Origin of the sequence: Pseudidiomarina salinarum (assembly GCF_000753715.1) — a bacterium.
GTDB classification, from domain to species: domain Bacteria; phylum Pseudomonadota; class Gammaproteobacteria; order Enterobacterales; family Alteromonadaceae; genus Pseudidiomarina; species Pseudidiomarina salinarum.
The window spans coordinates 432,280-448,985 of record NZ_JPER01000001.1 but is presented as its reverse complement, the minus strand read 5'-3'; the positions used below and the strand labels follow the sequence as shown (position 1 = coordinate 448,985).

Here is a 16,706-nt window from a genome sequence, read left to right as displayed (position 1 = left end):
AGAAAGCGGCCAAAAGAAAACGCCCACTTTAACCAAAGTGGGCGTTTTAATTTAGACTCTTTGCTTCTGACTTATAACCAATCAGGATGACGGGCGCTGACAGTCCGGCTGACCTTTTCTGGCAATAGTCTGCTTATACACAGGCATGGCCTGAGACTCGTAACGTTCAAGCGCCTGAATACGCGATTGAGGTGACGGGTGAGTAGACAAAAATTCTGGCGGTTGCGCGCCTTTAGATGCGGCCATATTGCGCCACAGTTTTGCTGCCGCAGCCGGATCGTAACCCGCTTTGGCCATATAATCGACGCCCAGCTGATCGGCTTCGCTTTCATGGCTGCGTGAATAAGGCAGTAGAATACCTATCTGCACACCGGCACCCAGCACAGCCATGGCCAGACCAACAGTTTCCTGGTCAAACTCACTGGCCGCCAGAATGCCACCCAGCTGCATGCCAATACCCGCCGCAGTCTGGCTCGACATGCGCTCATTGCCATGCTCAGCAATCACATGGCCGATCTCATGGCCGATAACAGCCGCCAGCTGATCACGGGTTTTGGCGACATCCAGCATACCTTCGTAGACCCCGATTTTCTCTCCCGGCAGGGCAAAGGCGTTGGCCTCATCGTTGGCGAATAAGGTGACTTCCCAGCGCTTGCCGCTGTACGGAGCCGGTAAGGCTGCAACCAGATCATCGGTCACGCACTGCACATACGCGATTTTACGGCGGTCGGTACTGATTTTTTCTTCTTTCTTAATTTCTGCATAGGTCCGTGCACCCAGTTGATCCATTTCGCTACCGGAAAATAAGCGTAGCGCACTGCGTCCCGTGGGTGACTGACTACAGGCCACTATCACCGCGGCCCCAATTAAGCTAACCGTAACCTTTTGCCAAACTCGCATATGCCTAACCCCTGCTGTAAGAGCATTCCGTGCCGTTAGCCGCGCAAATCGTCAAAAAACTTGCGTACCCCGTCGAAGAAACCTTTCTCTTTCGGGCGATACCGCGCTGCTTCATCACCTGTGCCCATGGACTTATCTAATTCACGTAACAGATCACGCTGACTTTCTGATAAGTTGACCGGTGTCTCTATAACCACCTTACAGATCAAATCACCGACTGCACCAGTGCGAACTGAACGCACACCTTTGTTCCGCAAACGGAACAGCTTACCTGTTTGAGTCTCGGCCGGCACTTTTAGTTTCACTTTCCCTTCAAGTGTCGGCACTTCAATGTCGCCACCCAACGCAGCATGCGTGAAACTCAGTGGTACTTCGCAGTATAGATTATTGCCGTCGCGAGCGAAAATCCGGTGCTCACGCACATGCACCTGCACATAGAGATCGCCTGATGGAGCGCCCATTTCGCCGGCCTCACCTTCGCCACTCAGGCGAATCCGATCACCGGTATCCACCCCTGCCGGAATTTTCACTGACAAGGTCTTGGTGCGCTCGACGCGCCCTTCACCGTGACAGGTGCGGCATGGGTCTTTAATAACTTTGCCACGGCCACGACAATGGGGACACGGCTGCTGCACGGCAAAGAAGCCCTGGCGCATCTGAATCTGACCAGAACCGTGGCAGTGCTTACAGGTCTCTGCCGTACTCCCTTTGCGCGACCCAGCCCCATCACAGTCTTCACAGGTGCTGAGCTTGGGTATTTTCAGCTCGACTTCTTTGCCCCTGACCGCATCTTCCAGCGATAACTCAAGGTTGTAGCGCAGGTCAGCCCCGCGCTGCGCTTGCTGGGGACCACGCCGGCCTCCGGCACCGCCAAAAATGTCACCGAACACATCACCAAAAATATCGGCGAAATCAGCACCACCGGCGCCACCGCCAAAACCGCCCTGAGCCTGATCAAAGGCCGCATGACCATACTGGTCATAAGCCGATCGTTTCTGCGGGTCCATCAGTACTTCATAAGCCTGCTTGACCTCACGAAATTTTTGTTCGAGGTCTTTATCGCCTTTGGTACGGTCCGGATGATATTTCATCGCCAGCCGTTTATAGGCCTTTTTGATGTCGCGTTCGCTGGCATCTTTGCTGATACCAAGCACTTCATATAGATCTGGTTTAGACATAATTATGAGTCTTCCGCTATCCCTTTAAACAAACACACGGAGGCCACCTGCTGGCAACCCCCGTGCGTTTTTACTATCGACACCCGGTGGGCGTGCGCTTATTTTTTGTCTTCGTCTTTTACTTCTTCAAACTCAGCATCCACAACATCATCGCCTTCCTGCTTACTGCCAGCGCTCTCGCCGCTGTCAGACTGCTGTTGGGCCTGTTGCTGGGCTGCTTCCATGAGTTTGCCGGAAGCTTCAATCAGCGCCTGCTGCTTGGCTTCGATCTCGTCCTTATCATTGGCTTTGATCGCGCCTTCCAGATCGCTTATCGCTGATTCGATGCTTTCTTTGTCGCTCGCCTCAAGGTTGTCGCCAACTTCAGCAAGCTGTTTACGGGTTGCGTGAATCAGGCCATCAGCCTGGTTGCGCACCTGCACCATCTCTTCGAACTTAAGATCTTCCTCAGCATGGGCTTCGGCATCACGAACCATTTTTTCAACTTCAGCTTCATCCAGACCAGAAGAGGCCTTGATGGTGATCTTCTGCTCTTTACCAGTATCTTTATCTTTCGCAGATACATGCAGAATACCGTCGGCATCAATATCGAAGGTCACTTCGATTTGCGGTACACCGCGTGGCGCCGGACGAATGCCTTCCAGGTTAAACTGACCCAGCGACTTATTCTCGCTGGCTTTTTTCCGCTCACCCTGCAGCGCGTGAATGGTTACCGCAGACTGATTATCATCGGCTGTTGAGAAGGTTTGTGACTGCTTGGTCGGGATAGTGGTGTTCTTGTCGATGAGCTTGGTCATCACCCCACCCATAGTCTCGATACCCAGCGACAGCGGGGTTACATCAAGCAGCAGGACGTCTTTCACATCACCCTGCAGTACGCCGGCCTGTACCGCTGCGCCGACCGCTACAGCTTCATCCGGGTTCACATCACGACGCGGCTCCTGGCCGAAGAAGTCAGTTACCGCGGCCTGTACTTTCGGCATACGGGTCTGGCCACCGACCATGATCACATCCTGGATATCACCAACTGACAGATCAGCATCTTTCAGCGCCTGCTTAACCGGTGCCAGAGTCTTCTCAATCAGGTCTTCAACCAGTGATTCCAGCTTGGCCCGGGTTACTTTAATCGCCAGGTGCTTAGGACCTGTGTTATCTGCAGTGATATACGGCAGGTTCACTTCGGTCTGCTGGGCAGAAGATAATTCGATTTTGGCTTTTTCAGCAGCTTCTTTCAGACGCTGCATCGCCAGTGGATCTTTACGCAGATCGATACCCTGATCTTTATTGAACTGCTCTACCAGATAATTAATCAGACGGTTATCAAAGTCTTCACCACCTAAGTGGGTATCACCGTTAGTCGCCAGCACTTCGAAAGTGTGCTCGCCTTCTACTTCATCAATTTCAATAATTGAAATATCGAAAGTACCGCCACCTAAGTCATAAACGGCAATAACGTTATCGCCTTTTTTCTTGTCCATGCCGTAGGCCAACGCTGCCGCTGTCGGCTCGTTGATGATACGTTTTACTTCCAGACCAGCGATACGACCGGCATCTTTGGTTGCCTGACGCTGCGCATCGCTAAAGTATGCAGGTACTGTGATAACGGCTTCGGTTACTTTCTCACCGAGGAAATCTTCCGCGGTTTTCTTCATTTTCTTCAGGATTTCCGCAGAAATCTGTGGTGGCGCCTTACGGTCACCGTTGATTTCTACCCAGGCATCACCGTTTTCAGCTTCCACGATTTTATACGGCATAATGCCCATATCGCGCTGAACTTCTTCATCTTTAAAGCGACGGCCAATGAGGCGCTTGATCGCGAATAAGGTTTTATTGGGGTTGGTTACCGCCTGCCGCTTGGCCGGCTGACCGACCAGAATTTCACCGTCATCGGTGAATGCTACGACTGATGGCGTGGTACGGTCGCCTTCAGCGTTTTCAATTACGCGGGCTTTACCGCCATCTAATACCGCAACACATGAGTTGGTGGTACCTAAGTCAATTCCTATAATTTTACCCATAATTTATCTCCAACTTGGTAAAACAAAACTAATTCGTTAATCCTGATGTGGGTATGAAAATGAATATTTCAACACCCCAGGCAGGGTTATTTCGTGAGTTGCCATCTTTATGGGGTTGGGAATTGAAAAAACAAGCGGGACCAGCGGAATTTTTTACCGGATGGCGATCACCATCCGGCGGGTTTAACCTTGCCCTGGTACTCTGGCATACCAAGCGCCCGTTGCAGCCACAGAGCATGGGGCGGTAATTTCTGGCGAGCCAGTTGCAGGCGCTGGATAATTGCCGGGTGTACCTGAGTAGGCGGTCGGTCAGTACCGAACCAGCGCGCCGACTCTTCCCGCAAAAAGTCCATACCGTATAAAATACATTCGTAACTTTCGTGATTCCACAAACCACCCGTGTCAACCGGTGGCCGGGGATCGCCGGCGTGCGGGCTCGTTGGCGCGCTGGCCATGCCCGGGAACCATTGATCCTGGAAATCATGGGAGGTGGGAGGTTTAATCTTCCAGAATTCGAGCTTAGCCTGCAGCCTGTCAGTAATGTGCTCCGGCTGTTGCACAGTGCGCCAGAACTCAGTATCCGTTCGCCGGGTCAGACAGTAGTGCATATTAATAAAATCCAGGATCTCATAGAAGCGGTTCGCCATCAGACGATTGTAGCGCGTTGCCAGGGCTTCCATACCCTCATCCTGCCAAGGGAAGTGCTCGGCCAGTAGTACCGCACCTAAATCGCTCAGATAAAGCCCTGTTGACTCCAGCGGCTCAATGAAACCACCCGCCAGGCCGATAGCGATACAGTTGCCCGACCAGGTTTGGCGCCGCCGCCCAACTTTGAACGGCACAAAGCGACAGGGTAAATCTTCACAACCCGGGCCCTGGTATGCGCGCATCTCGCGCTCTGCTGCTTCTTTATCAATAAAGGCGCTGGAGTGAACATAACCGACCGAACGCTGGTTTTGCATGGGGATATCCCAGATCCAACCGTTGGATAACGCGGTTGCCGTGGTGTAAGGACGCACCATGCCCGGATAAAAACGATCATAAGGGATATGCATGGTGACGGCCCGGTCACACAGCAGGTACTGCGAGCAATCTTCAAAATCCACGCCCATTTGCTCTTCAATCAGCTTGGCCCGGAAGCCAGTAGAATCAACGAAGAGATCCGCACTAATCTGCTCGCCTTTATCGGTGGTTACCGACTCGATAAAACCGTTGGCATGGGTTTTAACATCCACCATATTGGCCATAATGTGCTTCACGCCCCGAGCGACCGAGAAATCACGCAAATAATCGGCAAACTTCTGCGCGTTCATATGATAGGCATAGTTAAATCGCGCGCCCATATCCCAGCGGCCCAGCATCAGCGGCGACAGGGCCCACTCGCAGATAATTGGCTGGGCTGAACAGGTTTCCATAAAGGGAATGCTGCGGTCGCTTTCAAGCCAGTTGCGCCCCGCCCGATCGATTGGCTGCACCCGCATACTGGAAAACGGGTGGTGATAAAACGAGTCGTCTTTGTCCACCCAGTTAACGTATTTGATGGATTGCTTAAAAGTAGCGTCGGTTGCCCGCATAAATTCCATCTCATCAACGCCCACTACCGCCAGTAAATGCCGCATTGAAGGGATGGTCGCCTCGCCGACGGAGATCCGTGGCGTATCCGGTGATTCTAATAAAACGATCTCAACCCGTGGCTTATCACCACGCTCATTCAGCGCGCCATTGAGATAGGCGGCTGCCATCCAGCCGGCAGATCCACCGCCGACAATAAGGAGTTTCCGTTTTTTCATGAATCACCAGATAATGTTTTTATTATTATTAAAAATAACCCAGCAAGCGACGCAGCCCGGGGGCGGCATATTCCACTAACTCTTTCTGCGCGTCAGGCAGCTCGGCGGGTATCTCAAAAGCTGTGTTCTTCAGGTTATCGCGGTAAGTTCCGCTTTGCTCCCGATCCGAGCCAACCCGCACCCGCTCCCGCCAGTCGTCCGGCAAGCGGTCAAGACCAAGCGGCCGCAGTAAATCAGTAAAATAAACTTCTGCAGCCGGCTCGTCCAGCGCTTTCAGATGTTTAATCACCTCTTCGTAGCGCACCAGCTGGATCCCGGTTCCCAACCAGGCTACCGCATTATGGGTGTATATCTCATTCAGCGTCGGCGCCTTCTGGTAGATACCAAATATCATCATATTCAGCACTTCCTCAATGGTCACCCGACCGCTTTTGAGATTCTCCATGCTGCCCTGAAAATTATCCGACAGAAAGAATCGGGCGCGCGCCAATACCCAGTCATAAGGGTCACGCACGATGACCAGATGACGGGCCTGGTGTAAGGCCATTGCGGAGGTATCCGAAAACAACAGATGCCCCCAGCTAAGCCTGGGGTGCGCCGGATTAAAGGCAGATAAATGCTGTTGTAGTACCGGGATCTGAATAAAGGTTTCATGATACTGCTGCGCCACCGGAACAAACATCCGGAAAATATTACGCAGCAGATGCGTACCACATTTAGGTACAGAATTTAAAAATACCGGAGCCTTGAGCTCGGTTTGCTGATAGTTCTTATTTAACTCATTCAATGTATCTTGCTTGGCAATTACACGTGGCATGGGATTACAACTCTCCACATTGGAAAATAAAATGCCGACAAAACGTCGGCATTTTTCATCATACGAGCTAAAGGTATCAGAACGAGTAGGACACGTTCAGGAATACCCGCCGGCCCAGCCAGTCATATTGACTGTAGAAGGCTGCATTACCCATGCGGGTAACTCCGCCAATCGAGCTGACTTTAGGTGGCTCTTTATCAAACGCGTTGGCTACACCCAGAGTGACACTCAGACCTTCTGTTTCGAAGTCACGGGTTGCAGAGAATGCATGATAAATAACTGGATCGCTGTCCAACTTCACGATAACCGGATCACCAAACAGGGTCGCATCATCGCGATATTCACCAAGGCCAAAGCGCTCATGGTTTGAAACTTCGCCGATATAACGGGCGGTCCAGTTGAAAGTCCAGTCATCCCGCATCATCGCTAACGTGAAGTTACCGACGTGCTTCGGCCGTCCGAACTCACCTACACGATCAATGAGTTCACTGGTTGGCAACAGTTTACGCGCTGCTTCGAGCTGAATTGTATGCTCATAGTTCGCATTAAACTCAGCAAAATCGGTGCTGAACGGATAGTTTAACTGAACATCAATACCACGGTTTATCTGCTTGGCAACGTTCAGGTAATTACCCTGAATTTCCTCGACCCGAAGATCAACGTCGTTCCGGAAGAACTGGTCACAAAGCGGATCTGTAGCGAAGTTCTCAGAGGCGTAACATCCACCAACGATTTGGCCCGCGCTTAACAGCGTGACTTCGCCATCGATTTCAATATTGAAGTAATCGACACTCATACTGAAGTCAGTGAACTCAGGTAACCAGACTATACCGAAGGTTTCAGCCGTGGATGTTTCTGCTTCTAACTGACCCGCGCCGCCACCGGTAAATACCGTAGCTGAAATTGCTGCACCCGGGTAGTCGGCAGGAATGCCGTCAGCCTGACAGTTCTCTGCTACCTGCTCAGAGATACGGTTTTGCGACAGGGCAGTTCCCCAGTTAATACATGGATCCACTGCGCGCTGACTGGTAAAGCTGGACTGATCATTCAGGAACAGCTCATAAAGCGCTGGCGAACGGAATGAGGTACCGCGGGAAGCACGAACCCGGACACCATTATTAATCAGCCAGTTAAGGCTCGCTTTGTACGTTGTATCACTACCATAGGTCGATACGTCGGTATAACGTCCAGATACGCTGAACTCCAGTCGCTCGGCGAACGGAGCATCCCGTAACACGGGGATTTGCAACTCACCAAAAACGGCGCGGGTGTTCGACTTACCTTCGGTGATACCAGCAGAGGTACTGCCCCATGAGTTACCTGCGAGCGTTGTTTCGCCCGGGGTATCGACGATTTCATCCTGCTGGAATGAGGCGCCAAACGCCATGCTCAGCATACCTGCTGGCAGCTCCATTACTGGTCCGGAGATAATACCTTCGATGGTCATCTGATCGTAGACGGTATTCCCTTCTTCCTCACCAAACAGGAAGTCGCGTACGTCGCCGGTAATATTACCAGCCAGGAACTGCGGATCTAACCAGGGCACGTCAACACAATCAACACCGCGGACGGAACTTTGCGTACCTTCACACGAACCTGTAGAGAAGTTATTGTCGTAAATGGCATCAGCAAAAATAACTTTAGTCCGGTAATCGCCGTCGCTGCGGCTGTCCTGAATTGAGATATCCCAGTCGTAATCACCCAGCACACCTTCAACACCAGCGACAAAGCGACGGTAATCAACGGTAATTTCGCTACCGGAATGATCAGTAATCGGAGTCGGGCTCAGCCACTGCGCACCAGTCCATCCTTCACTCAAATCACTGCCAGCAAAGAAGTTTTCGTTGTAGATGTAGCTCCAGAACTGACGGTAACCATTGGTGGTCGTCTTCCGGCGGTTCAGCAGCACTTCACCATACATAGTGGCCGTGTCAGAAACCCAGAGCTCGCCCTGGCCAAATACCGTGCCGATTTCCTGCTCCGGAGACAAGCTTTCCAGATCCTGGAACGGATGATCCGCATTGGCGACACCATAAGACTCGCGGTCATAAGCGACCGGATGCCAGCCATTAGGTGTGCGCATATCAAAAGGATCGTCAGCAGTTTCATTGAAGGTTGGAACGTACTGGTCAAGGTTGCCGTCATAATCATACTGGGCCAGCGCACCCGGGGGTACGTTAGAATCTGGCGCATAGTCGTAAATCCAGACATGGCCCCACAGCAAATCATCACAGTGGAAATCACCCGTACGCGGATCCACTATATCGGCGCGCTCGCCGGAGTCCGGATCAAATACGTAGTTTTGTCCGCAATCGAAGAAATCACGATCGCCGTTAGCCAGTTCATTCTGCCGTTGGTAGTCACCGACTACCCGGAAAGAGCCTTTACTATAGCTACGGCCAAAGGTGCCGCTTAAGCGGACGGTTTCGCCACCAGAATCCATTGGCATACTGGTGTTCACGGTAAAGTTACTTTCATCGCCCTGTTTCGTGATGATGTTTACCACCCCGGCAACAGCGTCTGAACCGTAAAGTGATGACGCACCATCTTTAAGGATTTCAACGCGCTCAACTGCCGACAACGGCATAATGTTCAGATCGAAAGCGGAAACCTGACCGCGCGTACCCGCAGGACCAATCCGACGACCGTTCAACAATACCAGGGTACGGTTCGCACCCAGACCGCGTAATGAAAGTGTTTCAGTACCGGTACCGCCTTCGGTTACAAAGGCAGTAGAGGTGGCTGCAGTGACCTGGTTTGCACCAGCAGCAACAGTTGACGTCCGCAACAGATCGCCTAAAGTGACCAGGCCCTGGCCAACTGCTTCACTGGCACTGATAATTTCAACCGGAGAGGATTTATCCAAGCCGTCCGTACGGATCCGTGAACCCAGTACGGTAATTTTCTCTTGCGGTTTTTCTTCGGCTTGCTGGTTATCTGTACCTTCTTCCTGAGCATGGGCAGTAAAGATACTGCCCGCGAAGACGCAGCCAATAGCTATGGCCAGCGGACTACGCTTAGTGAGTAGTGAAGAATCAAACATGATTATAAGCCCTTTAGATTTATTATATTATTATGTCCAGAACTGGTCCGTTCAGGTTCGCTGAGGCCGTCCTTCCAATCTGATATTAATTAATCTTTCAGGGATTACAATCAAAAATTTACTTTATTTTTTCAATGTCAACAGCTACTTCAACTGTTTTTCACTACCATCACCATAGCCGGACGCAACAAGCGACCGCTCAGGGTATAGCCTTTTTGCATTACCGCCAGAATCGTATTGTTGTCCTGATCCGGTGCCTCCTGCATCGCCATCGCCTGATGCAGGTCCGGGTTAAAGGGTTCGCCTGGCTCACCCACAGCTTCGACGCCAAACTTACGTAAGGTGCTCAGTAAGCCTTTATAGGTTAACTCGATACCTTCGAGGAAGTTCTGATTAACGTCTTCACCCTGTTGCTTCGAAACTTCCAGCGCGCGCTCCAGGTTATCAACAGTCGTCAGCAGTTCGCCGGCAAATTTTTCCAGCGCGAACTTGTGCGCTTTCTCAACGTCAGCCGCCGCCCGGCGCCGGATATTCTCCATCTCTGCCACGGCTCGTACCGCCCGTTCGTTGGCTTCACCCGCGCGCTGCTCGGCCTGGCTTAATGTCAGCTCCAGTTCCGCTACCGCGTCGGCATCCTGCGCATCGGTTTCCGGATTCTCAGCAGCTGCATCGGTTGCTGCATCTTGCTGCGTCGTGTCTTCCGGCTGTTCCTGGGTATTATCTTTTGGCTGTTCTTTATCTGTAGCTGTTGAATCATGTTTAGTCATGTAGGCATACTCTTTATTAAGTTCACAAATCAGTCAGGATCTGTTCTGATATAAATTTGGATTAACGCTCTGTGCTTTGTTATGGGGACGACTGCGATCGATTCAAGGCAGTAAAGTTACAAAAATCAGGAAAAATTATGACCGATACCCTCCGACCACCGTTTCGCCGGGTTGCATTAGTTGGAAAAATAAATCACGAAGCAACCCGCAAGACACTGCAAAAACTTGAGCAGATGCTGCTGGAGCAGGACATTGAACTGACTATTGAATCCCGCACCGCGGAGCAGCTGAATTCTACTAAAGCCAAGCTCCAACCGCTAGATTGTCTCGGTGAGCACGCCGACCTCGCCGTGGTAGTAGGTGGTGACGGCAATATGCTGGGCGCCGCGCGGGCGCTTTGCGAAGCCCAGATCGCGGTGATTGGAGTCAATCGCGGCAACCTTGGTTTTCTCACTGATCTTGACCCGGACCACGTCTGCAGCCAGTTGCAGGCTGTACTCGCGGGCAACTACCAGGTTGAAAACCGCTTCCTGGTGCAGGCCGAAATCTATCGCGATGGTGAGCATGTCGATGTCGGCCGGGCTATCAACGAGGTGGTGCTGCACTCAGACAAAGTCGCTCACATGATCGAGTTTGAAGTTTTTGTCGATAACGAATTTGCCTTCAGCCAGCGCTCGGACGGCCTTATCGTCAGTACGCCGACGGGGTCGACCGCCTATTCGCTTTCTGGTGGCGGGCCTATTCTCACACCCGGTCTCAATGCTATCAGCCTGATTTCCATGTTCCCCCACGCCCTTAGTGCCCGCCCGCTGGTTATTGATGCGGATAGCACGGTACGGCTGCGTACCCCGTCCGAAAACGACAAGCTACAGATCAGTTGTGACGGCCACGTGCGTATGACCGTTGAGCCGGGTGATGAAGTGGTTATCAGTAAGCACCCGCATTTGCTGCGTATGGTGCATCCCCAGGACCACAGTTATTACCGCGTATTACGCAACAAACTGGGCTGGGGCAGCCGCCTGTTTTAATTTTTTACCTGCGCCTTGCATTACTGTGTAAATGCTGTTTAACTACTGTATGTAACTACAGTGGTTTTCATCACATTTTTTACAGGGGTGCTTTATGTTAGTGCATATGCAGATCCGCAATCTGGCCGTAGTACGCAGTCTTGATGTAGACTTCAGCGACGGCATGACCGCTATCACCGGTGAAACTGGCGCTGGTAAATCAATCGCCCTTGATGCACTCGGCCTTTGCCTTGGCGACCGGGCTGATGCTGATCTCATACGGGCCCAGGCCACGAAAGCGGAAGTCACCGCCTCATTCGGTTTAGCTGCCGACAGCCAGGCGCTGCTATGGCTGCGGCAACAGGAATACCTCCAGGATGAAGACGGCGATGATGGCCTCTGTGTATTACGTCGCCTGATTACCCGTGAGGGCCGCTCAAAGGCCTGGATTAACGGCTATCCGGTTACTGTTACCCAACTGCGGGAACTGGCTCCGTTACTGGTTAACATCCACGGCCAGCATGAACATCAGTTGCTCACCCGCAATGACCATCAGTTAGCCTTGCTTGATGCCTACGCCCGCCATCAGGATTTACTGCAGCAAACAGAAACCGCTTACCGCAGCTGGTATCAGCTGCGTAAAGAGCAGAAGCAACTACAGCAGCAGCAGGAAGAAACCGCGGCGCGCGCTCAGTTGCTGAACTATCAGGTGGCTGAACTCAATGAATTTGCGCTCGCCGAGGGCGAGTATCAGGAGCTCGAACTGCAACACCGGCGCCTGAGTAACAGCGCGGCGCTGTCTGAAGACTCCAGCTTTGCGCTGAATGCCCTTTACGATGGCGAACATAATAATGCCTATAGCTTATTGCAGAGCGCCCTGACCCGACTCGAGCAGCAACTGGATGTCGACCCTCAGCTTGAGCCGGCCGTACGCCTTATGCGCGAAGCCAGCGTCCAGCTCGAAGAGGCCGCACGTGAGCTGCGCCAATACCAGGATCAAATCGAACTGGATGACGAGCAGTTGCAGCTCACCGAGCAACGCGTCACCCAGGCAATTAAACTTGCCCGTAAACATCAGCTCGAGCCTGACCAGCTGGCCGGGCATCACCGTCAGTTGCAAGCCGAACTGGATTCATTAGCGGCGCATGAAGAGGCCTCACAGAACAGTGGCGAGCGGGTTGCAGCAGCCGCTGAAAGCTATCGCAAGGCCGCCGCAAAGCTGTCAGCGAGCAGGATCAAAGCTGCCAGTGAACTTAGCGACCGTATCGCTGATTCAATGCGCCAACTGAACATGCCTCATGGACGTTTCGTCATCGAAGTAACGCATCAAAGCCAAGCGCCGGCGACCCGACTCGGCACCGACGAAGTCAGCTTTAATGTTACCACCAACCCGGGCCAGCCCCTGCAACCGCTGGCCAAGATTGCGTCGGGTGGTGAATTGTCACGGATTAGTCTGGCGATTCAGGTCATAACCGCCAGTCAGCTGACTACACCCACGCTGATGTTTGACGAAGTGGATGTCGGCGTCAGTGGCGGCACAGCAGCCACTGTAGGTAAACTGTTGCGGCAGCTCGGGGTGACTAATCAGGTTATTTGCGTCACCCATTTACCCCAGGTTGCGGCCAAAGCAAATCATCAGTTACGGGTTGATAAAGTCACTGATGGCGAGAGCACTGAAACCCATATGATCTCCCTTGATCAGGGCGAACGGGTAATTGAATTGGCCCGGCTGCTTGGCGGTGACCAGATTACGGCGGCAACCAAAGCCAATGCCGAAGAATTGCTGGCGGTTGGTTAAATACGAACTTAATGACAAATTACCGGTCGATATCTCCGGCGAGGCTGGTCTTTGCTGACAGCTTTGTTTATCATCGTCAGAGTTTCTGATTCAGAATAAATCGTATTTAACAGCGGGTGCTATGAAAAAATTAATTATTGCCGGTAGTCTGATGCTCATCCTCAGCGGATGTTCTGTTTATAATAAGCTGGTCTACCAGATCGATGTACCGCAAGGGAATTATCTGGAACAGCGTGATATAGACCGGTTACGTGTGGGCATGACCAAAGAACAAGTTGATTTCGTGCTTGGCGCACCAGTTGCAGAAAATCCGTTTCGCGATGACATCTGGTACTACATTTTTGACATGAACGCGGGTTCCGGCGAAAGCTACAGCCGCTCAGTTGTGCTACGCTTTGAAGACGATCGTCTGATATCCTACGAGGGAGATTTTGATCGTCCGGAGAATTTTGATACCCCGCTGGATCAGTAACAGCAGACTGCTGTGCCAGCGCGCCTCTACATCATTTTGAATGAATATCGCTGAGGAGCGTTATGGAATCAGGCAGCAGCCAGGATTTTACCTCTCTGATAATTAAAAGCCCGACAGATCAGCGTGACTATCGCACTCTGACTCTGGACAACGGGCTTCGTTGCACTCTTATTCATGATAGCCAGGCCAGCCAGAGTACGGCTGCACTCGCCGTCGCCGCTGGTCACTTCCAGGATCCCGATGACGCTCATGGTTTAGCCCATTTTCTTGAACATATGCTATTCCTGGGCACCCGGACTTACCCCGAGGCGGCTGCCTATCAGACTTTTATGAGTCAGCACGGTGGCCACCATAATGCCTGGACCGGCACCGAGTTCAGTAGTTATTACTTCAGCATTGACCCCACTCATTTTGAAGCGGCCCTTGATCGCTTTATGCGATTTTTTTATGAACCATTGTTTACGCCGGAATGGATCGATAAGGAACTGCTCTCAGTTGAGTCGGAATTTCAGTTAAAGCGCCGGGACGAACTGCGCCGCCTGTACCAGGTCCACAAAGCCACATCCAACCCAGCGCATCCGTTCTCCAAGTTTTCAGTAGGTAACCTGTCGACCCTTAAAGTCGAGCGACAGCAATCACTGCAAAGTCTGCTGCAGGACTTTTTTACCCGATGGTATCACGCTGAACGCATGACCCTGGTGCTAGCTGGCCCCCAATCCCTGGCCGAACTGGCCGAGATGGCGCAGCGTCATGGCAACTCAATTGAAAATCGGGGTGGTCGCCGGCAGCCGGTTAGCGAACCCTTATATTTGCCAGAACAAGTCGGAGTTGAACTTCATGTCCGGCCGATTAAAGAGGCTCGGCGCCTGATTATGGCCTTTGCCCTACCCGGCATTGACGCTGATTACGCCTGTAAGACGACCAGCTTTATTGCCCATCTGCTTGGCTACGAAGGCCCGGGTAGCCTTTACAGCGTGCTGCACCGGCAACACCTGATTAATAGCCTCGCCGCGGGCGGCGGCATCAGCGGTAGTAACTTCAAAGATTTCAATATCAACATGCAGCTCACGGATACCGGGTTACAGCGCGTTGACGACGTAGTCCGTGAAGTTTTCGCCTATATTGACCTCATTCGCGAGCGGGGACTACAAGACTGGCGTTATCAGGAGCGGCAGGTCAGCGTGCGCAACGCCTTTAACTTTCAGGAGCCTTCACGCACCAGTGATATCGCCCCACAGTTGGCGATTAACATGCATCATTACCCGGTGTCAGACCTGATTTACGGCGACTACCGGATGGAAGGTCTGAATCACCAGCGTGCCCATGAATTACTTAGTCTGATGGTGCCGGCCAATATGCGACTGACCGTGATTCATCGTGATGTCGCCACCATTGAGCATGAGCCCATTTACGGCACCGATTACCAACTGCATGCCATTAGCAGCCAACGTCAGCAGCGCATGGCAGCCCGGGCGGAACACAGTCAGGCTCAGTTGCCTTCAGCAAATCCATACCTGCGTGAGGTACAGCAGCCACAGCCATTGGAATCTGACGCTAAGGGCGCAAACCCGCAGTATTCGTCATCGGCTGCCGGAATCCATCACTGGCATCTGCAGGACCCCGACTTTCGCGCGCCCAAAGCGCATGTTTACTGCCAGCTGAGCCTGCCCAACGCCACCGCCTCTGCCCGCGACTATGCGCAGGCCCGCCTGTGGTGTGAACTGATGATCGATAAGCTAAATGAAAGTTGCTATGACGCCGAGATCGCTGGCCTGCACTTCAATATCTATCCGCAGCAGCGCGGTATTACCATACATACCAGCGGCTACTCAGCGGGTATCCCCCGCCTTACGGAAAATATCTTTGCGGCCTGTAGCAAGGCGACCTTCGATCCGGAGCGCTGGGATGACTTACGGCAAAAACTGGCTTCGAACTGGCGCTCTGCGCTGGCCAACAAACCACTGAATCTGTTATTTGCGCGGCTGAATGTGCTATTGCAGCCCTACACCTATGACACACAGACTCTGGCCGACGCGATGGAAGCGGCCACTTTCAGTGATTTTGAACAATGGCGGCAGCAACTATTTAGCGAGGTTCAGGCCAACGTACTGACCCATGGTGACCTGATTAGCGCTCAGGCGCAGCAACTGACGCTTCAGTTACAACAGTGGCTACCCGCCCTGGCTGAGCGATCAGCGCCTGATCTCAAACCCTTACTGCTGCGTGAGGCGCGGCAGTCAAGCAACTGGCCCGTCGCTGCACAGATGACCACCCAACATAGTGACCATGCGGCGCTTTGGCTGTTTCAGACCACCGACAGTTCGGTCGCCAGCCAGGCAGCGATCATGCTACTGAATCATATCATCGGCCCCCGCATCTTTACCGAGCTGCGCACCGAGCGCCAGCTTGGCTACATGGTCGGCGCGACCTATTTGCCATTACAGCAGTACCCGCACCTGTTGTTGTACGTGCAATCGGGAACCCACGACAGCGACGCCCTTCAGCTTGAAATAAGGCAATTTATCGGACGTTTCTGCGAGCAATTGCCAGCAATTCTCCCGGCTGAACTACCCCAGGCCCAGCGCGCTTTGTCGCAACAGCTAACCGAGCCGGATGCCAATCTGCGTCTGCGCAGTCAGCGGCTCTGGAGCTCGATTATTCAGCAGGATGCTGAATTCCAAAGATTAAATCAACTTGCCACGGCCATCGACAGTTGGCCACAGAAGCAGTTGCTGCAATTTTTACTGGATTTCTTACAAACTACTAACGATCAACTAGTGCTTACAGCAAGCCCGAAGAGCTTTGACAGAACCCGCTGAATTGTTTAACTTTGTACACAACGATAACAAATATAAGAGCTGTACATAAACAAGCAGCCATAACGCGGGGATTTGCGTGCACTCAATACCAAAGTGC

General features: G+C 52.4%; 11 protein-coding genes. 4 read left to right on the top strand and 7 right to left on the bottom strand.

Going from position 1 to position 16,706, the window contains the following annotated elements; translation table 11 throughout:
• Positions 1-81: 81 nt before the first annotated feature.
• From IDSA_RS02035 to grpE, 7 genes are all read right to left on the bottom strand, one after another.
• Entirely contained in the window at positions 82-900 is an 819-nt protein-coding gene (locus IDSA_RS02035; RefSeq protein ID WP_034773836.1) for a M48 family metallopeptidase, read from the bottom strand.
• A gap of 35 nt (positions 901-935) precedes the next feature.
• On the bottom strand, positions 936-2,078 hold the full coding sequence (dnaJ, locus tag IDSA_RS02030) for a molecular chaperone DnaJ (RefSeq protein WP_034773835.1): 1,143 nt from the start codon (positions 2,076-2,078) through the stop codon (positions 936-938).
• A 98-nt stretch (positions 2,079-2,176) separates the two neighbouring features.
• Positions 2,177-4,096, bottom strand: coding sequence for a molecular chaperone DnaK (gene dnaK, locus IDSA_RS02025; protein ID WP_034773834.1), 1,920 nt, complete (start codon positions 4,094-4,096; stop codon positions 2,177-2,179).
• A gap of 167 nt (positions 4,097-4,263) precedes the next feature.
• The gene (locus IDSA_RS02020) at positions 4,264-5,886 is read right to left on the bottom strand and encodes a tryptophan halogenase family protein (RefSeq protein WP_051986008.1); all 1,623 of its coding nucleotides are present in this window, start codon (positions 5,884-5,886) and stop codon (positions 4,264-4,266) included.
• Positions 5,887-5,914: 28 nt separating this feature from the next.
• The gene (locus IDSA_RS02015) at positions 5,915-6,703 is read right to left on the bottom strand and encodes a hypothetical protein (protein WP_034773833.1); all 789 of its coding nucleotides are present in this window, start codon (positions 6,701-6,703) and stop codon (positions 5,915-5,917) included.
• Positions 6,704-6,779: 76 nt separating this feature from the next.
• Complete coding sequence (locus tag IDSA_RS02010) at positions 6,780-9,746, bottom strand: TonB-dependent receptor domain-containing protein (RefSeq protein ID WP_034773832.1); 2,967 nt, start codon at positions 9,744-9,746, stop codon at positions 6,780-6,782.
• Positions 9,747-9,895: 149 nt separating this feature from the next.
• Positions 9,896-10,513 carry a nucleotide exchange factor GrpE gene (gene grpE, locus IDSA_RS02005; RefSeq protein ID WP_034773831.1) on the bottom strand — a complete coding sequence of 206 codons (618 nt, stop codon included), beginning with the start codon at positions 10,511-10,513 and terminating at the stop codon, positions 9,896-9,898.
• A 137-nt stretch (positions 10,514-10,650) separates the two neighbouring features.
• Between grpE and nadK the strand changes: the two genes are divergently transcribed.
• The 4 genes from nadK (at position 10,651) to IDSA_RS01985 (ending at position 16,609) form a co-directional block, all read left to right on the top strand.
• A complete protein-coding gene (gene nadK, locus IDSA_RS02000) occupies positions 10,651-11,541 on the top strand; it encodes an NAD(+) kinase (protein ID WP_034773830.1) in 891 nt (296 codons plus the stop codon).
• Between the two features lie 94 nt (positions 11,542-11,635).
• Positions 11,636-13,318 carry a DNA repair protein RecN gene (gene recN / locus IDSA_RS01995; RefSeq protein WP_034773829.1) on the top strand — a complete coding sequence of 561 codons (1,683 nt, stop codon included), beginning with the start codon at positions 11,636-11,638 and terminating at the stop codon, positions 13,316-13,318.
• A 121-nt stretch (positions 13,319-13,439) separates the two neighbouring features.
• Positions 13,440-13,790, top strand: a complete 351-nt coding sequence (locus tag IDSA_RS01990; protein ID WP_034773828.1) for an outer membrane protein assembly factor BamE — start codon at positions 13,440-13,442, stop codon at positions 13,788-13,790.
• 62 nt (positions 13,791-13,852) lie between these two features.
• Positions 13,853-16,609 carry an insulinase family protein gene (locus IDSA_RS01985; protein WP_051986007.1) on the top strand — a complete coding sequence of 919 codons (2,757 nt, stop codon included), beginning with the start codon at positions 13,853-13,855 and terminating at the stop codon, positions 16,607-16,609.
• The last annotated feature ends 97 nt before the right edge of the window (positions 16,610-16,706 follow it).

Excerpts from the sequence above, each read along its gene's own strand:
- recN (WP_034773829.1), top strand. The coding sequence starts at position 11,636 with ATGTTAGTGCATATGCAGATCCGCAATCTGGCCGTAGTACGCAGTCTT.
- dnaJ (WP_034773835.1), bottom strand. The coding sequence starts at position 2,078 with ATGTCTAAACCAGATCTATATGAAGTGCTTGGTATCAGCAAAGATGCC.
- IDSA_RS01990 (WP_034773828.1), top strand. The coding sequence starts at position 13,440 with ATGAAAAAATTAATTATTGCCGGTAGTCTGATGCTCATCCTCAGCGGA.
- grpE (WP_034773831.1), bottom strand. The coding sequence starts at position 10,513 with ATGACTAAACATGATTCAACAGCTACAGATAAAGAACAGCCAAAAGAT.
- IDSA_RS02035 (WP_034773836.1), bottom strand. The coding sequence starts at position 900 with ATGCGAGTTTGGCAAAAGGTTACGGTTAGCTTAATTGGGGCCGCGGTG.
- dnaK (WP_034773834.1), bottom strand. The coding sequence starts at position 4,096 with ATGGGTAAAATTATAGGAATTGACTTAGGTACCACCAACTCATGTGTT.
- IDSA_RS02010 (WP_034773832.1), bottom strand. The coding sequence starts at position 9,746 with ATGTTTGATTCTTCACTACTCACTAAGCGTAGTCCGCTGGCCATAGCT.
- IDSA_RS01985 (WP_051986007.1), top strand. The coding sequence starts at position 13,853 with ATGGAATCAGGCAGCAGCCAGGATTTTACCTCTCTGATAATTAAAAGC.
- IDSA_RS02020 (WP_051986008.1), bottom strand. The coding sequence starts at position 5,886 with ATGAAAAAACGGAAACTCCTTATTGTCGGCGGTGGATCTGCCGGCTGG.
- IDSA_RS02015 (WP_034773833.1), bottom strand. The coding sequence starts at position 6,703 with ATGCCACGTGTAATTGCCAAGCAAGATACATTGAATGAGTTAAATAAG.
- nadK (WP_034773830.1), top strand. The coding sequence starts at position 10,651 with ATGACCGATACCCTCCGACCACCGTTTCGCCGGGTTGCATTAGTTGGA.